Consider the following 13,742-nt stretch of genomic DNA (forward strand, 5'->3'; position numbering starts at 1 on the left):
ACAGCGCGGGCCCAGCGGCGGACGGGTGTCTCAGGCGAGGTAGTCGGCGACGAGGACGGCGAACTCCTCGGGCGTGATGACCTCGACGCCCAGGGCCTCGGCCTTCGCCTCCTTGGACCCGGCCTTCTCACCGGCGACGACGAGGGAGGTCTTCGCCGAGACGCTGCCCGACGAGACACCGCCCGCCCGCTCCACCAGCTCGTTCATCGCCGTGCGGCTGTAGGGGGCAAGCGGCCCGGTCATCGCCCCGGTGCAGACGACGGACTTCCCGGCCAGCGGCTTGTCCCCGGCGGCCTCGGCCCCCGGGACCGGTTCGGTCAGGTTGACCCCGGCGGCGGCCAGCTTGTCGATGACCGGTCCGAGGGCGGCGAGCTGGGCGGCGATCTCCCGGGCCTTCTCCGTTCCGATCCCCGCGACGCCTTCCAGGCGCGCCGCGTCGGCGGTCCGGATCGCGTGCATGGTCTTGAAGTACGCCGCCATGCGGCGGGAGACGGTCCGGCCCGTGCCCTTGACCCCGAGCGCGCACAGCACCTTGTTCAGCGGCCGGGCCTTGGCCGCCTGGATCTGCTCGTACAGCTTCCGGCCCCGCTTCTCGCTGTCCGCGGCGACCGACAGCGACTCGACAGTGAGCGTGAACAGGTCCGCCACGTCGCTGACCGTTCCACTCAGCACCAGGGCGCGCACCACACTCGGCCCCAGACCGTCGATGTCGAGCTGCTCGCGCCCGGCGGCGTAGATGAGCGCGGCCGACAGCCCGCAGGCGCTACCGCTGGCGCACCGCCACCGCTCCTCGCTCTTGTCGATGCCGCCGCCGCAGCCCGGGCAGGAGGCCGGCTCGGGGATCTCCTGCTCGTCCCCGGTGCGCAGCTCGACGACGGGGGCCTCCACGCGGGGGATCACCTCGGCGGCCCGGAGCACTTCCACGGTGTCCCCGATCCGCAGATCACGCCTGCGGATGTCGGCCCAGTTGTGGAGCGTCGCGGAAGTGATCGTGGTTCCCCCGACGTAGACGGGCTCCAGCACGGCACGCGGCGCGATGTAGAAGCGGCCCGCGTTCCACTCCACCCCCAGGAGCCTGGTGCGGGCCCGCTCGGAGGGGAGCTTGTACGCCGTGGCGAAGTACGGGAACCGCGAGCCGGAACCGGCGGCCAGCTGGTCGGCGACCCCGTTCGCCTTGACGACCACGCCGTCGATCTCCACCGCCAGGCCCCCGCGCATCGCGGCGATCTCCCCGACACGCTGCTGGACCTCGGCGAGCGTGGCGCAGGCGGTGAGTCCGGCGTCGGTGGCCGCGGTCGTCTGCACACCCGCCCCGGCGACCCGGGCCATCACCGCGGCGTGGGTCAGTTCACCCTGAAGAAACGATCCGTCAAGATCCACCGCGCCGTACGCGTAGAAGGTCATCGAGAGCCGGTACGGACGGTCCTTCGCCCTGACGGTCCCCGCAACACCGTTGCGCGGGTTGGCGAACGGCTTCGCCCGGTGCTCCTCCCGGACGCGGTTGGCCTCGGTGAACTGGGCCTTCGTGAACAGGATCTCGCCGCGGGCCTCGAAGGAGGCGGACTCCGCCAGGCGGACGGGCAGTCCGTCGACGGTGCCGATGATGTGGGAGACGTCCTCGCCGGTGCGGCCGTCGCCGCGCGTTACCAACTGGACCAGGCGGCCGTCGCGGTACCTGGCGCACACCGCGACGCCGTCGAGCTTCGGTTCGACCGTGTACCCGTTCTCCACGGTCCGGCCCAGGCGCCTGGCCAGGGAGTCCTCCCACGCCGCCAGCTCGCCGGCGCTGAAGACGTTGTCCAGCGAGAGCATGGGCGCCGAGTGCGCGACATCGCCCGCCGGGGCAGCGCCGCCGCCGACCTTGCCGGTGGGCGAGTCGGGGGCCGTCCGCTGGGGGTTGGCCTGCTCGTAGTCGGTGATCCGGCGCAGCAGGAGGTCGTACGAGGCGTCGTCCAGCGGGGAAGTCCCGTCGGCGTAGTAGGCGGCGGCTGCGTCCTTCGCCTCCGAGACGGCCGTGAGATAGGCGTCGTGGGTCAGGGAGGCGTCAGCGGTGATGGTCATGCGGTGATCCTGTCGTAGAGGACTGACAACGGGCCGCGGCTGTCGCGGGCCGGGTGCGCCGGCGGCGGTGCCGTCCCCGGGAAGGGGGAGGGGCGGCACCGCCGCGGCGTGGCCGCACGGGGAGGAGTGCGGCCGGGTGGGGCGGCCAAACCCGGAGGGCGTCCGGGCGGTCGGCCGCCAGGTAGAACGCGAAGCGCCAGCTTCGCGGCACCGGGGAGTTGGGCGGCTGCCTCCCGGCACGGCTCCACGCCCGATGCGCCGGGAGGCGGAGACGTACAGCGTTCGCCGTGGGGGAGGGCGTCATCGACTCTTAAGAGTCTACATTCGGAGTGTGTGGAATGCAAGCCTTAAGGGGCGTTGAGTGGCTGGACGGAGAGGGTCGGCGCGGCCGGCGGCGGGGGCTTCGCATCGGCTGTCCCTTCGGCCCGGCCCGCGCTGGCGCCGTGACGGAGCGCCCGCGTACGGGCGCCGCCTTGCGCGCGGCGTCCGCTACGAGGACCGAGGCGTCTGCCGGGAGATCAGTTCGCGATGACGCTTCCCCTGCTCGGCGGCGTACGACTTCGTCGAGGAGGACTGGCTGCGCCAGGCGCAGCCGCCGCACGTCGCGAAATAGCGGGTACGGCCGGGGCAGTCGTCGGTGAGGGCGGCCCCGCTGGAGGGGTGGCGGTGGCTCGCAGGGCAGACGGTCCGGTCGGCGTGCTCGGCGTTGACGGTGATCGAATGACGGCGCAGGTGATGCTCCAGGGGTGGCGGTGAACGGGGGGAGGGGCTGGGGCGAGCCGCTAGAGGCGAACCCGGGATCGTGTCAGCTGGTGCGCGGCGTTGCGGCGTGCGGGCCTGGCGGGGCTCTACAGCCCGGTTGAGCGAAGAGCGCGGCCGGTGCGGTCCCAGCGGGAGAGCAGGAGGACGACCGCGTCGAGCACTGTGCGCATGTCCTCCGTGTCGGGATCCTCGAAGCGGACGAATCCGGTGCCGTCCTCGGTGTCGCGCAGCAGCTCGCCGTTCTCGTCGCGGGCGTACTCCAGCCGCACGTCGATCAGCTCGCGGGCGGTGCGGGCGCGCGAAAGGACCGTCCGGATCTCGGTCAGCGCGTTGCTGGCGTCCCTTCCGCGCCCGGGCACGTCGCTGTGGCCGGCGAGGCGCAGCAGATGGAGTGCGGCGGCGGTGGCCGGGTGGCCGGGGTCGGCGTTCTCGGCGAGGACCATGAGGGCGGTGCGGGCGGTGTCTTCGCCGCTGGTGGTGTGTTCCACGGGAATCTCCTGGTTGGTCGGCCCCGGCGGGTGCCCGGGGCGGCAGTCGGCTTGGGATCTGCCGCCCCGGGCACCGGGCCGGGCATCAGCGGCTGAAGTGGCCGGTGGACAGGTCGATCGTGAGCGAGTCGCAGGTGGCGGGCTGCTCCACGCAGGTCAGGTCCGGCAGCAGGGTTTCCAGGGTGGTGTGGGAGGCGTCGAACCACCGGGTGACGGTGCCGTCGGCGTGGTGGAGGGTCAGCTCGGTGGCCGACCACTGGGGCGGGTTCTCCTCCCAGGTGCTGGCCGGGATGCGGACGCGGACCACGGGCGAGCGGCTGTCGGTCTCCCCGTCCAGGACGGCCTGGGCGGTCTCGGCGCGGAGCACGGCCAGGATCTCCTCCCGGTACTTCGCCGCCAGCTGCCTGTCCGCCAGGACCGAGAGTTCGACGAGGTCGGCGGGCGTCATGGCGGCCAGCGTGGGCGCCATCAGCGACGGGTTCACCAGGAGGCGGCCCGCCTGCCGGCGCAGCGGCCGGGTGACGGTCCGCTTCAGGTGAGCGAAAGGCCGCTTGTGCGCGCGGATGGGCGCGGCGCGCGGGGGAACGAAGCTGTTCATGGTGCCCTTCTGTACGAGGGTCCGGAGCGGCGCAGCGCTCCGGACCCTCAGTGGCGGGGGATCGGCGCGGGTACCGGGCCGGGCGTGTGGCCCGGCCGGTGTCACATCCGCCTGAGCGCGGCCAGCAGCAGCGACAGGATCTCGGTGATCGGGTCCGGGCCGGGCCTGCGGTCGCGCAGGTCCCCGGAGGGGCCGCTGCCGGTGTGGGCGGGGTGACCGGCGTAGACGTGGAGCAGGCTGCGCACCAGGTTCCGAGTGGCCTCGCTCTCGGGCCGGTTGACCTCGGCGCGGTCGGCCGCGTGGTCCATGTCCAGCGCGGTGATCCGGTCGACGTCCGAGGGGAGCATCCGGCCGTAGTGGGCGGACATCAGGTTGTAGGCGATGGCCGTCGCCTTCCGCCTGCGGTTGTGGTCCTCGTAGACGTGCTGGGGGAGACCGGACGGGAGGATTTCCTGGGCGAGGGAGAGTGCGGTCATACGTGCTCCGATCGTCGGGGGCTTGTGCGGGAAGGGAGGTCAGGGGATCAGGTCGCGCAGAAGGGAGCGCAGCGCCTTGTGGCTGGTGCAGCCGTCGGCGAGGAACGCGAGCTGCGCGGTGACGCCGTCCCCGTTTATGCGCCGGGCCCGGGCGTCGGCGTCGTCGTGGACGCGGTCGTGCGCGTCCCAGAACTCCAGTTCCGTATGGGTGCCGTTGTTGAAGGAGCTGGAGGCGGCCTCGTGGGCGGCCTCCACGACCGCGTCCTCAAGGTGCCGGGCGTCGATGCCCAGTTCGGAGGCCAGTGCCTCAAGCTCACTGGCCGAGAGAGCGGGATGCATCGGGGAAGGTCCCTTCCGGAGAGGTTCCATCACCCCGCCTTTGACTCTTTAAACTATACATTCACCTGATGGTGGATGCAAGTCTTAAGGGTCAAAAATGCTGAGGTTGCGCACTATGGTTCACCCGTCGGTATAACGTGACGGCAGGGTCTGGTGACGATTCATGCGGGAGTGCGATGCCGGTGGACGGGGTCTGTGCCGGGCCGGGGTGCCGACGGGTGATCGTGAACGCGCCCGGCGGGGGACGCCCGAAGTTGTTCTGCGGGGGTGCCTGCCGGACGCGGGCCGGCCGGGCCAAGGCCAAACCCTCGGCGGACGCTTTGCGGTCGGAGGCCCTGGCCGCGCTGCGCCAGGTCGCGCCGGCAGTGGACGAGGCGGCCGTCGCGGAAGCGGACGAGGCCCAGCTTGCGTCGATCCGGATGAAGGCGCGGGCGGCCCGGGCGGCGATCCGGGTGCTGGCCGCCGAGCTCGGGCACGACCCCGACGCCATGCGGCTCACCCTCCCCGAGGGCCCAGCCCGGCCGACTCCCCCGGCCCCGGTTCCGTCGGCAGAACTGGCGGTGATCGAGCCGGAGATCGTCGAAGGGGAGATCGAGCCCGACTTCGATTTCAGCGAGGATGGGCGGATCCGGCGGCTCGTGCGCCGCTACGAGGAGGAGGGCCCGGGCCGGCTTCCCCCGTACACGGCGTGCCCGGAGTGCGCACTGACCGGCCCTGCGGGATCGGTCAACTACCCCCTGCGGCCGGACGGCACCGTCGACTGGCCTGCCCGTCCCGAGGTCCAGTGCGTCTTCTGCTCGGCCCGCTACCGGATCGGGCCCGACGACGTCGCCGGGCCCGACCGGACCGAGGAGTGCTCCCGCTGCCAGGTGCCCGTGCCCCACCCCGCGGGCGCCTCCCTGATCGAGTGCCCCTGCTGCTGGCTCCAGCTCCCCGGCCCGGCCGACAGGGACCCCGCTCTGAGCGAGCGGCGAAGCCAGACCGAGACTGGCACCATCCGCCGGCAGCAGGACCGCCTGCGCCGGGCGAAGGAACGCAACCCGCGGGCCGCGGCTCGGCTCGCGGGTCCGCTCCGGGCCGAGGCCGTGCGGCTCGACCGCACGACGGAACCCGAGTAGGGACGGGCGAGCGCGCGGCCCTCGCTGGCCGGGCGGGAGCGCGGGAGCGGCTGTTGCCGGGCCGGGGCCGGATGCCGTGGACGTACGCGGGCGCGCGGCGGCCCGGTGAGCGCGAAGGGCGCGCTGTCCGGGGGTTAGCTCTGTGAGGGGGGCCATCGCTTGACGATGTGCGGCGCGGAGAACGGGGCTGGCCAGACTTGGAGCCGGACCTCCTCGGTCGCTTCGGGCTCCTCGTCCGACTCGGACCGGCGGACGGCGGCGGCGAGGTTCCGGCGCGAGGCCCGGGCCCGTGTCCAGCCGGCGGGTACGTCGAACCGGGCCGCGTCGTCGAGGTAGTCGGTGCAGCCCATCACTATGAGCCGTCCTGAGGGCGTGTGGAGGCTCGCCTCGACGACGTGGTCGAAGTCGTGGCTGTCGTCGTCCGGCCGGCGGGGGAGGATGCGGACGGTCACCGTCACGGTGTCGTTGACCGCCGTGCCGACGGCGAGGGCGTCGTCGATGACGCCGAGGCCGTCCAAGACGGTCTGCCGGGTCCACACATCGCTGAAGTCGCCTTCGGATTTTTCGTCGAGGACGTGGATCTGGAAGTAGTCCGCGAAGAGCTCAAGGGTGGTCGCCACCAGGGCATCATCCCCGCCGTCCGGCGCGCACAGCCCGGCGGGGTGAGTCCGGGCCCCGGGGGAACATGATCACGACGCTGGCCCTGGATTCAAAGGCTCTGCCGCCCTGTCGCGTCTTCGGAAAGGAGGCAGCGTTCGGCCTTCGTCGTGGATTGGTGAGGACGCCGCGGTGAGTCCAGCTCCGCAGCCGGGTCCGCTGTCCGCCGTGCTCCCGCAACAGCACCAGGGTGGTGGATTCCGGACCGCTGACAGGGCCGGGGCCGCAGGAGCTGCGTCTGCGGGCCCGGCCCTGTCAGCGGGAGACGTGGATGAGGTACTCGCCGGCCGGGATGACGCCGCGCAGAGCGAGGTCGCTGAGGAGGACGGCAGGGGGCGGGTAGTGCCCGTGCCCCGACAGCCAGGCCGTCAGTGCTGCACGGTCCTCGGGGCCGAGGCCGGGGCGTTCGGCCGGGCGGCCGTCCGGGCCCGTGCCGCGGTGCGTGGGCGAGGCGGTGGCGGAGTAGTGGGCCTCACTGACCGCCCACAGGCCGCTGACGGCGCTGTATCGGCGGCCGTAGTGCGCTTCGGCGAACGCCTCCAGGTCCTCATGGCCGATCTGGTGGTAGGTCACCGACGTGGTGTTGAGCTGCAACAGGGTCTCCGGTCGCGCGGCGCGCGGTGGTGGGAAGAGGGCGAGGTCAGGAGATGCGGTGGAGCCAGAAGCCCTCGCCGTGCTCGTCGCGGTGGAGTCGCTCGAACTCCCAGGCTTCGAGCGCGGCCAGCTGTTCGAGGGTCCAGCCGGCGTGGGAGGGGGCACCCGCCTGCTCGCCGTCGGCGAGCCAGATGCCCGCGCGGGCGGGGGCCGGGCGGAAGAGCACGCGGGCGGCGCCGGTCGACAGGACGGGCCGGAGCGCGGGGTGGGTGATCCGGGCCAGCACGGGGCACCCCGTGCACCGGCCGTCACGGACGCAGGGCCCGAAGCCGCCGTAGGCGGCCAGCCGGGTGTCGAAGGACTCGATCAGCTTGGTGGGTCGGCGCGGGCGGAGGGCGCACTCGTCGCCGGCGAGTGAGCCGAGGGCGATGCGGTTCCAGCCCTGGCCGTCCGGCCCCCGGACGGGGGCTCCGGGCACAGGGAGGTGAATGGGCACGTCTTCTCCTGGGGATGTACGGCGGCGAATGCCCGGGGCGCGGTCACCGGGCGGCGAGCGCCCGGGGAACGGCCAGGAGGAGGGCGCCGGGCGGGTAGGGGGTGCACCCGTCCAGGACGGTGAATCCGCTCCCGGGGGCGATGAGCCGGTGCTGAGCGTTGGACCAGCACCGGTCGCAGTGGTTCGCGTCGAAGACGCGGGCCCCCTGCCGCTGAGGAATGGGGGTTCCACTGAAGTACGAGACGAACTCGGCCCGGTCCGTGAAGGGCTGGAAGGCGCGCCGGTCGTAGTACGGCTGGCAGGTGCCGAGCAGGATGTCGCCGGGGCGGATGTCCGCAGCCGGGATGACGCGTACGGCGGCGGGGGCGAAGCTGCCCGGGGCCGGATGGCCGACCAGGACGCTGGTGGTCGGCCCGGTGGGGAGGCGGGAGACCGGTGCCGTCACGCGGACCCGGTACAGGGAGACGGTCTGCGCCGCCGTGCGCTGCGTCATGATGCCTCTTCGGACTCGGGGGGAGGGGCGGAATCACCCCTTAATGACGCTTAAGACTCTACATTGAGAGTGCGTCTCGTGCAAGTTATAAGAATCAAAACGGGATTTACTCGGCCCCTCGAAGAGCCGGGCTCACCGGCGGGCGCACAGGGCGCGGCGCATCGCGGCCGCCACGTCGTACACGTCCTGACGCTGGCCGCGCGTCAGGGAGCGGTGCCACCGCTCGCCGAGTACCCCGGCCAGCAGAAGCCCGTACTCCAGGTCCTCCGTCGTCAGGCGCCCGACCCTGCCCGCCAGATACGCGCTGCGCTCCCGGGTGTCCCCGAAGTGGGGCCAGGGGGCGCCGTCGGTGTGACGGGTGAGGTACCGCACCGCCTCCGCGACGGTCGTGGGACGGTTCATCATTTCCTTCCTCGGCGGTGCGCGCCGTGAAGGGGCCGCGCCGGGCGCGGTCCCCTGGGTTCGGGTCGGCTACGCGGCGAGGTCCACGCCCAGCCGGGCGAGCTTCGCTTCCGCCTCCCGGAGATGCTCCTTGGCCCACGCGTTCCGCTTCGACGCCGCGATGAACTCCCGCCACTTGACGATCTGCATGGTGGACGCAGTCCTCGTGTCGGCGAGCAGTTCCTCCGCGGTGCGCGTCCAGTCGAGGTGGGCCAGCTCCGTGAGGGCGACCTCGCGGGCCCGCTTGCGCGACTTGAACACCGGCCCGAGATGGGTGTTGGTCCGCCCTACGGCCACGGAGGGCAGGTGCTGAAGCAGCCACTTCGACCCTCCCTTGCCGTAGCGGGCGATGGCGAGGCCGGGGAGGATCTCGTCGAGGTGCTCGGCCGCTCCCAGCGAGTCCGCGGCCTCGCTGGTGGCGTAGTGGCCGGGCGACAGCTGGACGAGGTAGTCCGGCACCCCGCCCCGGGCCGGGCGGGGATGAGCCTTCCGTGCCGAGGTGTGGTCGGTGTACGAGGGGAAGCGCGTCGCCGTACGGGCCTTCGTCTCCGCCAGCTCCTGGTGGAACGTGCGGGCATTCTCCTTGGTCCGCAGGGAGATGAGGGCGTCCTTCACGGCCCGCGAGTGCTTCGATTCGAGCTGCTTCAACGAGCCCACACGCTCCGTGCGGATGACCTGCTCGACGCCGGCGACGCGGATCCGGGTCTCACGGAAGTCGTTCACTGTTCGGCACATCCCATCTGTCCGGCGCCACCGCGCCCCTCGTTGACTCTTAAGACTCTATCTTGAGCGGAACGCGAATGCAAGCCTTAAGAGTCATGTGAAACTCGGGGCTCCATCTGAAAACGGAGCGTGTCTCCGAATCTCGGCTCCGTGAAGGCGGTGATGCCGTCGAGCGCGTCGGCGACAGGCGTGCCGCTGAGGTTCACGGTGCCGGGAAGCTCGGCCCCGTCGGCGGAGGCGAGCAGCGGCCCGTCCGGGTTCCAGCTGAGCCCGCTGTCGGTCTCGGTGATGAGGAAGGACACCGAGGCGGCCCTCAGGCCCCGTTTGGCGAACACGTCCCGCAGCGCGTCGAGCGCCTCGTCGAGCAGGCATTTCGGCAGCAGGTCGCGTCCGGCGCTGTTGCTGTCGTTGTAACCGTCCTGGGTCGCTTCCCGGTCGGTCGGCTCCCCGAACCAGTCCGCCAGCCGGCTCATGGCCCGCGCGAGGAAGTCACGGGCCTCGTGGGCGCACGCGTCGTCCTCCTCGCAGAAGTCCAGATACTCGTCCGGGACCGGACGGCCACGAATGGCGCACTCCTCCGTGTCCAGATCCCGGACATGGTCGGGGTACTCGCCCAGCCGGGATTCGTGAGAGCTGTCCATCTGTCCGTAGTCGGCGAGGATGTCGCGGACGGCATCGGCGTGGTCGGTGGTCGACATGCGGCGGTCTCCTGTGCGGCGATACCCCGTAGGGAGGTGCGGGCGCTGCCGTTCATCGGGCCCGGGGCGGCGAGTGGGGCTCTGTCGGCCGATGGGCGAAGCCCCGGCCGGAGTGTCAAATCAGGGTGAGGGCTCCGCTCTTCCCGGTGTCCGGAGGCCGCCCCGTGGCGCGCCGGGTCTGCGGCGGACGGAAGAGGGAGGGCGGTCGTCCCGCCCTCCCGTCGTAGTCAGATGACGCGCATCCCGAACAGGCGGGGGCTGTCGTCCACGGCTCCGCACCATTCTTCGGCGCAGTCGCGGCACATGTTCGAGCAGCCGCACTCGTCCAGATTCATGACGTGCCACCCGGCGTCGTGGGCGGCGTGAGTGCCCGCGTCGCCATCGTCGAAGAAGGCGGACCGCCTGGTGCACTGGTCGCAGGAGATGAAGTCGAACTCGGTGACTGCCATCGGGTGGATCGGGGCGGCTTCGGCGATGACGGCGGTCATGATCACTCCTTGCAGATGGTGCTGGCCGGTGCTCTGCGCCCCGCCCTGTTGACTCTTAAGACTATACAAAAGGCGTCGGGGGGATGCAAGTCCTAAGAGTCAAAAGGTGGAGCGTGGGCCTCACGCCCGCATGGCATCCCGGCCGTGTCGAACACGTCGCTGCGCCAAGTCGTGGAGTTCGCGCGGCCGCAGTTCCAGTGCCCTGCACTGCGACCGCCGTCGGTCGACCGTTCCAGCCGCCCCGGCATCTGCGGCGGCCGGGGCTGTCGAGACGTGCCCGAGCAACAGCGGCGCGGTGCCGCGACGGCGGTCGGGCGACTGGTCAGGGCAGGTCGGCGACGAGCGCGCTGGCGTTGTCGCGGCGATCGGCCGGGAAGGCGATGGCGGTCGCGACCAGCCTGCTGGCGGCCGTACGGGGCGTTCCCGCTGCCAGCAACGGGTCCATGTCCACGCTGCCGTTGTCCTCAAAGGGGGAGTAGACGCCGTCAGAGCACAGAAGAAGTCGGCCTGCGCCGGACACCGGCTCGGCCACTCCCAGCTCGCCAAAGGTGTCGCCGTCGGGGCTGCGGCCCAGGTGAGAGGTGACGATGTTGCGGTACCACAACGGAACGGCGCGGGAGCCCTGGGCGCGGGCGTCTTCGGCCCAGTTGTGGTCGATGGTGAGCCGGACCATCGGCTCCCCCGGAGCCTGCCAGTACGCGCGGGCGTCACCGCACCAGGCGACGCGGAGCAGCCCGCCCCTCGCCCGCACGGCCACGACGGCGACGGCGCTCGGCTCGTTCTCGCTGTCGGGGTCGACGCGCTGAACCCGGTCCTGGTGGTCCACTGCGGCGCGGACCGATGCGATGGCGGCGGCCGGATTGCCGGTCTGAGCGCCGAGGCGGGCCAGCATCCGCGCCTTGTCCTGGGTCCAGGCGCGAACAGCGGTGGTCGAGCCGATGCCGTCGAGCAGGACCCAGGCGCGCGTGCCCCGGTCGACGGAGGTCGAGGTGGCGTCGCACTGGTGGGAGCGGGTGCCGATGCGCTGAGCGGTCGCGTGCGTGGACAGGGGTGCCTCCGGAGTGTGGTGGGAGTTGTGCCGATGGACCGCCGCACGAGGCTGGTCGGTCGCGCCGGCGGCGCGGAGTGCGCGCCGAGTGGGTCGATTTCGGCGCGGGTGAGTCGAGGGCGGGGCGGTGTTCTCCGCCCGCCGGAGCGGGGAGGCGGCCCATGTGTCTCTTAAAACTCTACTCGACGGGCGAGGGTGACGCAAGTCTTAAGAGTCACAAAGGGGGGAGGTCAGATGCGGGAGAACCGGTGCATCCGCAGGACGGACGACTGGGGGTGCGTGTTGGTGCCCGGGTTGGTGTCGGTCACGTTCCGGACGACCGCGCGCACTCCCGGCCAGGACATGAAGCGCTTGCAGGCGTCTGCGAGCGGCCACGGTCCGTACTCCCAGGAAGCGTTGGGTGCGCAAGCCAGGGTGAGCGCGTAGCGGCCGTCAGGACGCTTCGAGGGCAGGAAGTTGTGGGTCATGTAGACATCGAGCCAGTAGTCCTCCGCCGCGTCGGCCGGGTGGCCCGTCTGGGGCTCCCGCGTGATCTGCGCGCCGGGCCTGCCCAGTGCCCGGGTGATCCGGTGAGGCTTGTCGTGCAGGTGGGCAAAGATGTTCGGGTCGGATGCCGTGACCGTCCATACCTCCGTGTCCGTCCAGACGCCGCCGTCGGCGGCCGGGAGCTGCTTGGGGCCGACTCCGGTCACGACGGCGGTCTGCGTGCCGTCCCGGTTGTCGCGCAGCCATGAGCCACCGGCGAGTTCGGTGAAGTCCGGGCCGGGGGACCAGGGCGTCGGTGCATCGGCGAAGGTCGCCAAGGGGAAGATGATCTGCACCTCGACCAGGTGTGTGAACTTCTGGCTGCTGTCCGGAGTGCGGCGTGCGGCGCGGATGATGTTTCGAGTCAGGCTGCGGGTCATGTGCTCTCTCCTGGTGAGTGATGGACTGAACTCAAGCGGGGCGTCGGCCTTCCCGCGCCCTCTATCCGGCCGTCATCGAGTACCGAATGGCCGCCCGTCGCGCTCCCCTGCGGTCGCGCTTCCCTTTGGCGCCGCGCTGGTGGGGGCCGCTTGCTCCGGAACGGCGCAAGCCCTGCACGGCTATGGCCCGGGTCCGGTTTCCCTTGTAGGTGCCGAGGTGTGAGTTCATGGTGGGCCTCTCGTTTCCGCCTCCGTCGTGCTGACTCTTAAGACTATACATGTGCGCGGTCCGGCGATGCAAGTCTTAAGAATCATTTTTGTGTGCGGGGTCCGTTCGGGTCCGCGCCGGCCGCCGGGCTGTGGGTTGTTGGGTGTGGGGTTCGTGCGGGGGTGCCGGTGTCCGGTGGTGTCGGTGGGGGGGTGCTGTGCGCCCGCTGCTCCTGCTGCCGCTGTCCGTGGTGCTCCGGGGGTGGTGCTGCGGGGTGCCGGGCCGGGGTGGTGCTGGTGCTGCGCCGGGGTGCTGTTCGCCGGTGGTGCTGTTCCGGGTGCTGTTCCGGGGTGCTGCTCGGGTTGCCGGTGTTGTGGGTGGTGCTGGTGCTGTTCGCCGGTGGTGCTGCTTCGGGTGCCGGGGTGCCGGGGTGCCGGGGTGCTGCTCGTGGTGCTGGTGCGGCTGGTGCGGCTGGGTGCTGCCGGTCCGGGGCGGCGGGCCGGACGCCGGCTGTCGTGTGGGGGGCCGGTCCGGTCCCGCCGGGCGGTGGGGTCGGGGTCGGTTCTGTCCGGTGGGGTGGCGGTTGGTGTTTCGGTGGGGGTGGCCGGCTCCGGGGTCCGGTCTGTTGCCGTGGGGTGGGCCTGTGCGGGGGATGCCGCCCGCCGCTGCCGTCGTCCGCCGGGTGTGACCGTCGTCCGCCGCGGGCCGTCGTCGGTCTCCTGCCGTCCGGCCCGCCGTCCGCCTGTCGCCTTCCGGTGTCCGGTCCGCCGCCCCGTCGTCCGCCGGGTCCGTGAGGGTGGCTGGGCTGTCGGGGTGGTCGGTCCGTTGTTCCGGTCTGTGCTCGTGCCCGCCGGCCGTCGTGCGTCCCGCTGTCCGTGTGCCGGGTGGTCTGGTCGTCGCCGGTCCGGCCCGGTCCGGTCCGGTCTGTTGTCGTGCGGCCGGTTCCGGCCGCCGGGGGCGGGGCCGGGGCGGGGGTGGTTCGCGTGGGTGTCCGGCCGGGGGCGGGGGCTGGGAGGCGGGGTGGGAGGCGGGTGGGGGGTGGTGGCTCCCAGGTGGGGTGTTTTGTCTGTTTTTCTCAGGTGGTCTGGGAGGTTGGCCCGGTGTTTTGCCTGGTGGTGGCGTTTCCGGGGGGTGCTGGGAGTCTGGGAG

General features: G+C 71.8%; 17 protein-coding genes. 2 read left to right on the forward strand and 15 right to left on the reverse strand.

The window, feature by feature from the left end; genetic code table 11:
* Positions 1 to 30: 30 nt before the first annotated feature.
* The 5 genes from ligA to ACWCRA_RS14000 all read right to left on the reverse strand — a co-directional run bounded on the left by ligA (position 31) and on the right by ACWCRA_RS14000 (position 4,724).
* Positions 31 to 2,061, reverse strand: coding sequence for an NAD-dependent DNA ligase LigA (gene ligA / locus ACWCRA_RS13980; RefSeq protein ID WP_451067654.1), 2,031 nt, complete (start codon positions 2,059 to 2,061; stop codon positions 31 to 33).
* An 848-nt stretch (positions 2,062 to 2,909) separates the two neighbouring features.
* Positions 2,910 to 3,311: a hypothetical protein gene (locus ACWCRA_RS13985; RefSeq protein ID WP_451067655.1), complete on the reverse strand. Its 402-nt coding sequence runs from the start codon at positions 3,309 to 3,311 to the stop codon at positions 2,910 to 2,912.
* A gap of 85 nt (positions 3,312 to 3,396) precedes the next feature.
* Positions 3,397 to 3,909 (reverse strand): hypothetical protein, encoded by a 513-nt coding sequence (locus tag ACWCRA_RS13990; RefSeq protein WP_451067656.1) that lies wholly within the window; start codon positions 3,907 to 3,909, stop codon positions 3,397 to 3,399.
* 101 nt (positions 3,910 to 4,010) lie between these two features.
* Entirely contained in the window at positions 4,011 to 4,385 is a 375-nt protein-coding gene (locus ACWCRA_RS13995) for a hypothetical protein (RefSeq protein WP_451067657.1), read from the reverse strand.
* A gap of 39 nt (positions 4,386 to 4,424) precedes the next feature.
* Complete coding sequence (locus tag ACWCRA_RS14000; RefSeq protein WP_451067658.1) at positions 4,425 to 4,724, reverse strand: hypothetical protein; 300 nt, start codon at positions 4,722 to 4,724, stop codon at positions 4,425 to 4,427.
* 218 nt (positions 4,725 to 4,942) lie between these two features.
* Between ACWCRA_RS14000 and ACWCRA_RS14005 the strand changes: the two genes are divergently transcribed.
* Positions 4,943 to 5,842, forward strand: a complete 900-nt coding sequence (locus tag ACWCRA_RS14005; protein WP_451067659.1) for a hypothetical protein — start codon at positions 4,943 to 4,945, stop codon at positions 5,840 to 5,842.
* Between the two features lie 134 nt (positions 5,843 to 5,976).
* On the opposite strand, the gene ACWCRA_RS14010 is transcribed toward ACWCRA_RS14005, so the two are convergent.
* The 9 genes from ACWCRA_RS14010 to ACWCRA_RS14050 form a co-directional block, all read right to left on the reverse strand.
* Entirely contained in the window at positions 5,977 to 6,462 is a 486-nt protein-coding gene (locus ACWCRA_RS14010; protein ID WP_451067660.1) for a hypothetical protein, read from the reverse strand.
* Between the two features lie 292 nt (positions 6,463 to 6,754).
* Entirely contained in the window at positions 6,755 to 7,093 is a 339-nt protein-coding gene (locus tag ACWCRA_RS14015; RefSeq protein ID WP_451067661.1) for a hypothetical protein, read from the reverse strand.
* Between the two features lie 46 nt (positions 7,094 to 7,139).
* On the reverse strand, positions 7,140 to 7,589 hold the full coding sequence (locus ACWCRA_RS14020) for a hypothetical protein (RefSeq protein ID WP_451067662.1): 450 nt from the start codon (positions 7,587 to 7,589) through the stop codon (positions 7,140 to 7,142).
* Positions 7,590 to 7,632: 43 nt separating this feature from the next.
* The gene (locus tag ACWCRA_RS14025) at positions 7,633 to 8,082 is read right to left on the reverse strand and encodes a hypothetical protein (RefSeq protein ID WP_451067663.1); all 450 of its coding nucleotides are present in this window, start codon (positions 8,080 to 8,082) and stop codon (positions 7,633 to 7,635) included.
* A 132-nt stretch (positions 8,083 to 8,214) separates the two neighbouring features.
* Positions 8,215 to 8,484, reverse strand: coding sequence for a hypothetical protein (locus tag ACWCRA_RS14030; protein WP_451067664.1), 270 nt, complete (start codon positions 8,482 to 8,484; stop codon positions 8,215 to 8,217).
* Between the two features lie 69 nt (positions 8,485 to 8,553).
* Positions 8,554 to 9,246, reverse strand: a complete 693-nt coding sequence (locus ACWCRA_RS14035) for a hypothetical protein (protein ID WP_451067665.1) — start codon at positions 9,244 to 9,246, stop codon at positions 8,554 to 8,556.
* Positions 9,247 to 9,332: 86 nt separating this feature from the next.
* Positions 9,333 to 9,944 carry a hypothetical protein gene (locus tag ACWCRA_RS14040; protein ID WP_451067666.1) on the reverse strand — a complete coding sequence of 204 codons (612 nt, stop codon included), beginning with the start codon at positions 9,942 to 9,944 and terminating at the stop codon, positions 9,333 to 9,335.
* A gap of 227 nt (positions 9,945 to 10,171) precedes the next feature.
* Entirely contained in the window at positions 10,172 to 10,432 is a 261-nt protein-coding gene (locus ACWCRA_RS14045; RefSeq protein WP_451067667.1) for a hypothetical protein, read from the reverse strand.
* Positions 10,433 to 10,754: 322 nt separating this feature from the next.
* Complete coding sequence (locus ACWCRA_RS14050; protein ID WP_451067668.1) at positions 10,755 to 11,324, reverse strand: PP2C family protein-serine/threonine phosphatase; 570 nt, start codon at positions 11,322 to 11,324, stop codon at positions 10,755 to 10,757.
* 7 nt (positions 11,325 to 11,331) lie between these two features.
* On the opposite strand from ACWCRA_RS14050, the gene ACWCRA_RS14055 reads away from it, so the two are divergent.
* Positions 11,332 to 11,460, forward strand: coding sequence for a hypothetical protein (locus ACWCRA_RS14055; protein WP_451067669.1), 129 nt, complete (start codon positions 11,332 to 11,334; stop codon positions 11,458 to 11,460).
* A 250-nt stretch (positions 11,461 to 11,710) separates the two neighbouring features.
* On the opposite strand, the gene ACWCRA_RS14060 is transcribed toward ACWCRA_RS14055, so the two are convergent.
* A complete protein-coding gene (locus ACWCRA_RS14060) occupies positions 11,711 to 12,385 on the reverse strand; it encodes a hypothetical protein (protein ID WP_451067670.1) in 675 nt (224 codons plus the stop codon).
* Positions 12,386 to 13,742: the final 1,357 nt, after the last annotated feature.

The organism is Streptomyces sp. NPDC001889 (assembly GCF_053594535.1).

Bases quoted from the DNA above. Each gene is read 5' to 3' on its own strand.
- ligA (WP_451067654.1), bottom strand. From the start codon at position 2,061: ATGACCATCACCGCTGACGCCTCCCTGACCCACGACGCCTATCTCACG.
- ACWCRA_RS13990 (WP_451067656.1), bottom strand. From the start codon at position 3,909: ATGAACAGCTTCGTTCCCCCGCGCGCCGCGCCCATCCGCGCGCACAAG.
- ACWCRA_RS13995 (WP_451067657.1), bottom strand. From the start codon at position 4,385: ATGACCGCACTCTCCCTCGCCCAGGAAATCCTCCCGTCCGGTCTCCCC.
- ACWCRA_RS14000 (WP_451067658.1), bottom strand. From the start codon at position 4,724: ATGCATCCCGCTCTCTCGGCCAGTGAGCTTGAGGCACTGGCCTCCGAA.
- ACWCRA_RS14025 (WP_451067663.1), bottom strand. From the start codon at position 8,082: ATGACGCAGCGCACGGCGGCGCAGACCGTCTCCCTGTACCGGGTCCGC.
- ACWCRA_RS14030 (WP_451067664.1), bottom strand. From the start codon at position 8,484: ATGAACCGTCCCACGACCGTCGCGGAGGCGGTGCGGTACCTCACCCGT.
- ACWCRA_RS14040 (WP_451067666.1), bottom strand. From the start codon at position 9,944: ATGTCGACCACCGACCACGCCGATGCCGTCCGCGACATCCTCGCCGAC.
- ACWCRA_RS14045 (WP_451067667.1), bottom strand. From the start codon at position 10,432: ATGACCGCCGTCATCGCCGAAGCCGCCCCGATCCACCCGATGGCAGTC.
- ACWCRA_RS14050 (WP_451067668.1), bottom strand. From the start codon at position 11,324: ATGCTGGCCCGCCTCGGCGCTCAGACCGGCAATCCGGCCGCCGCCATC.
- ACWCRA_RS14060 (WP_451067670.1), bottom strand. From the start codon at position 12,385: ATGACCCGCAGCCTGACTCGAAACATCATCCGCGCCGCACGCCGCACT.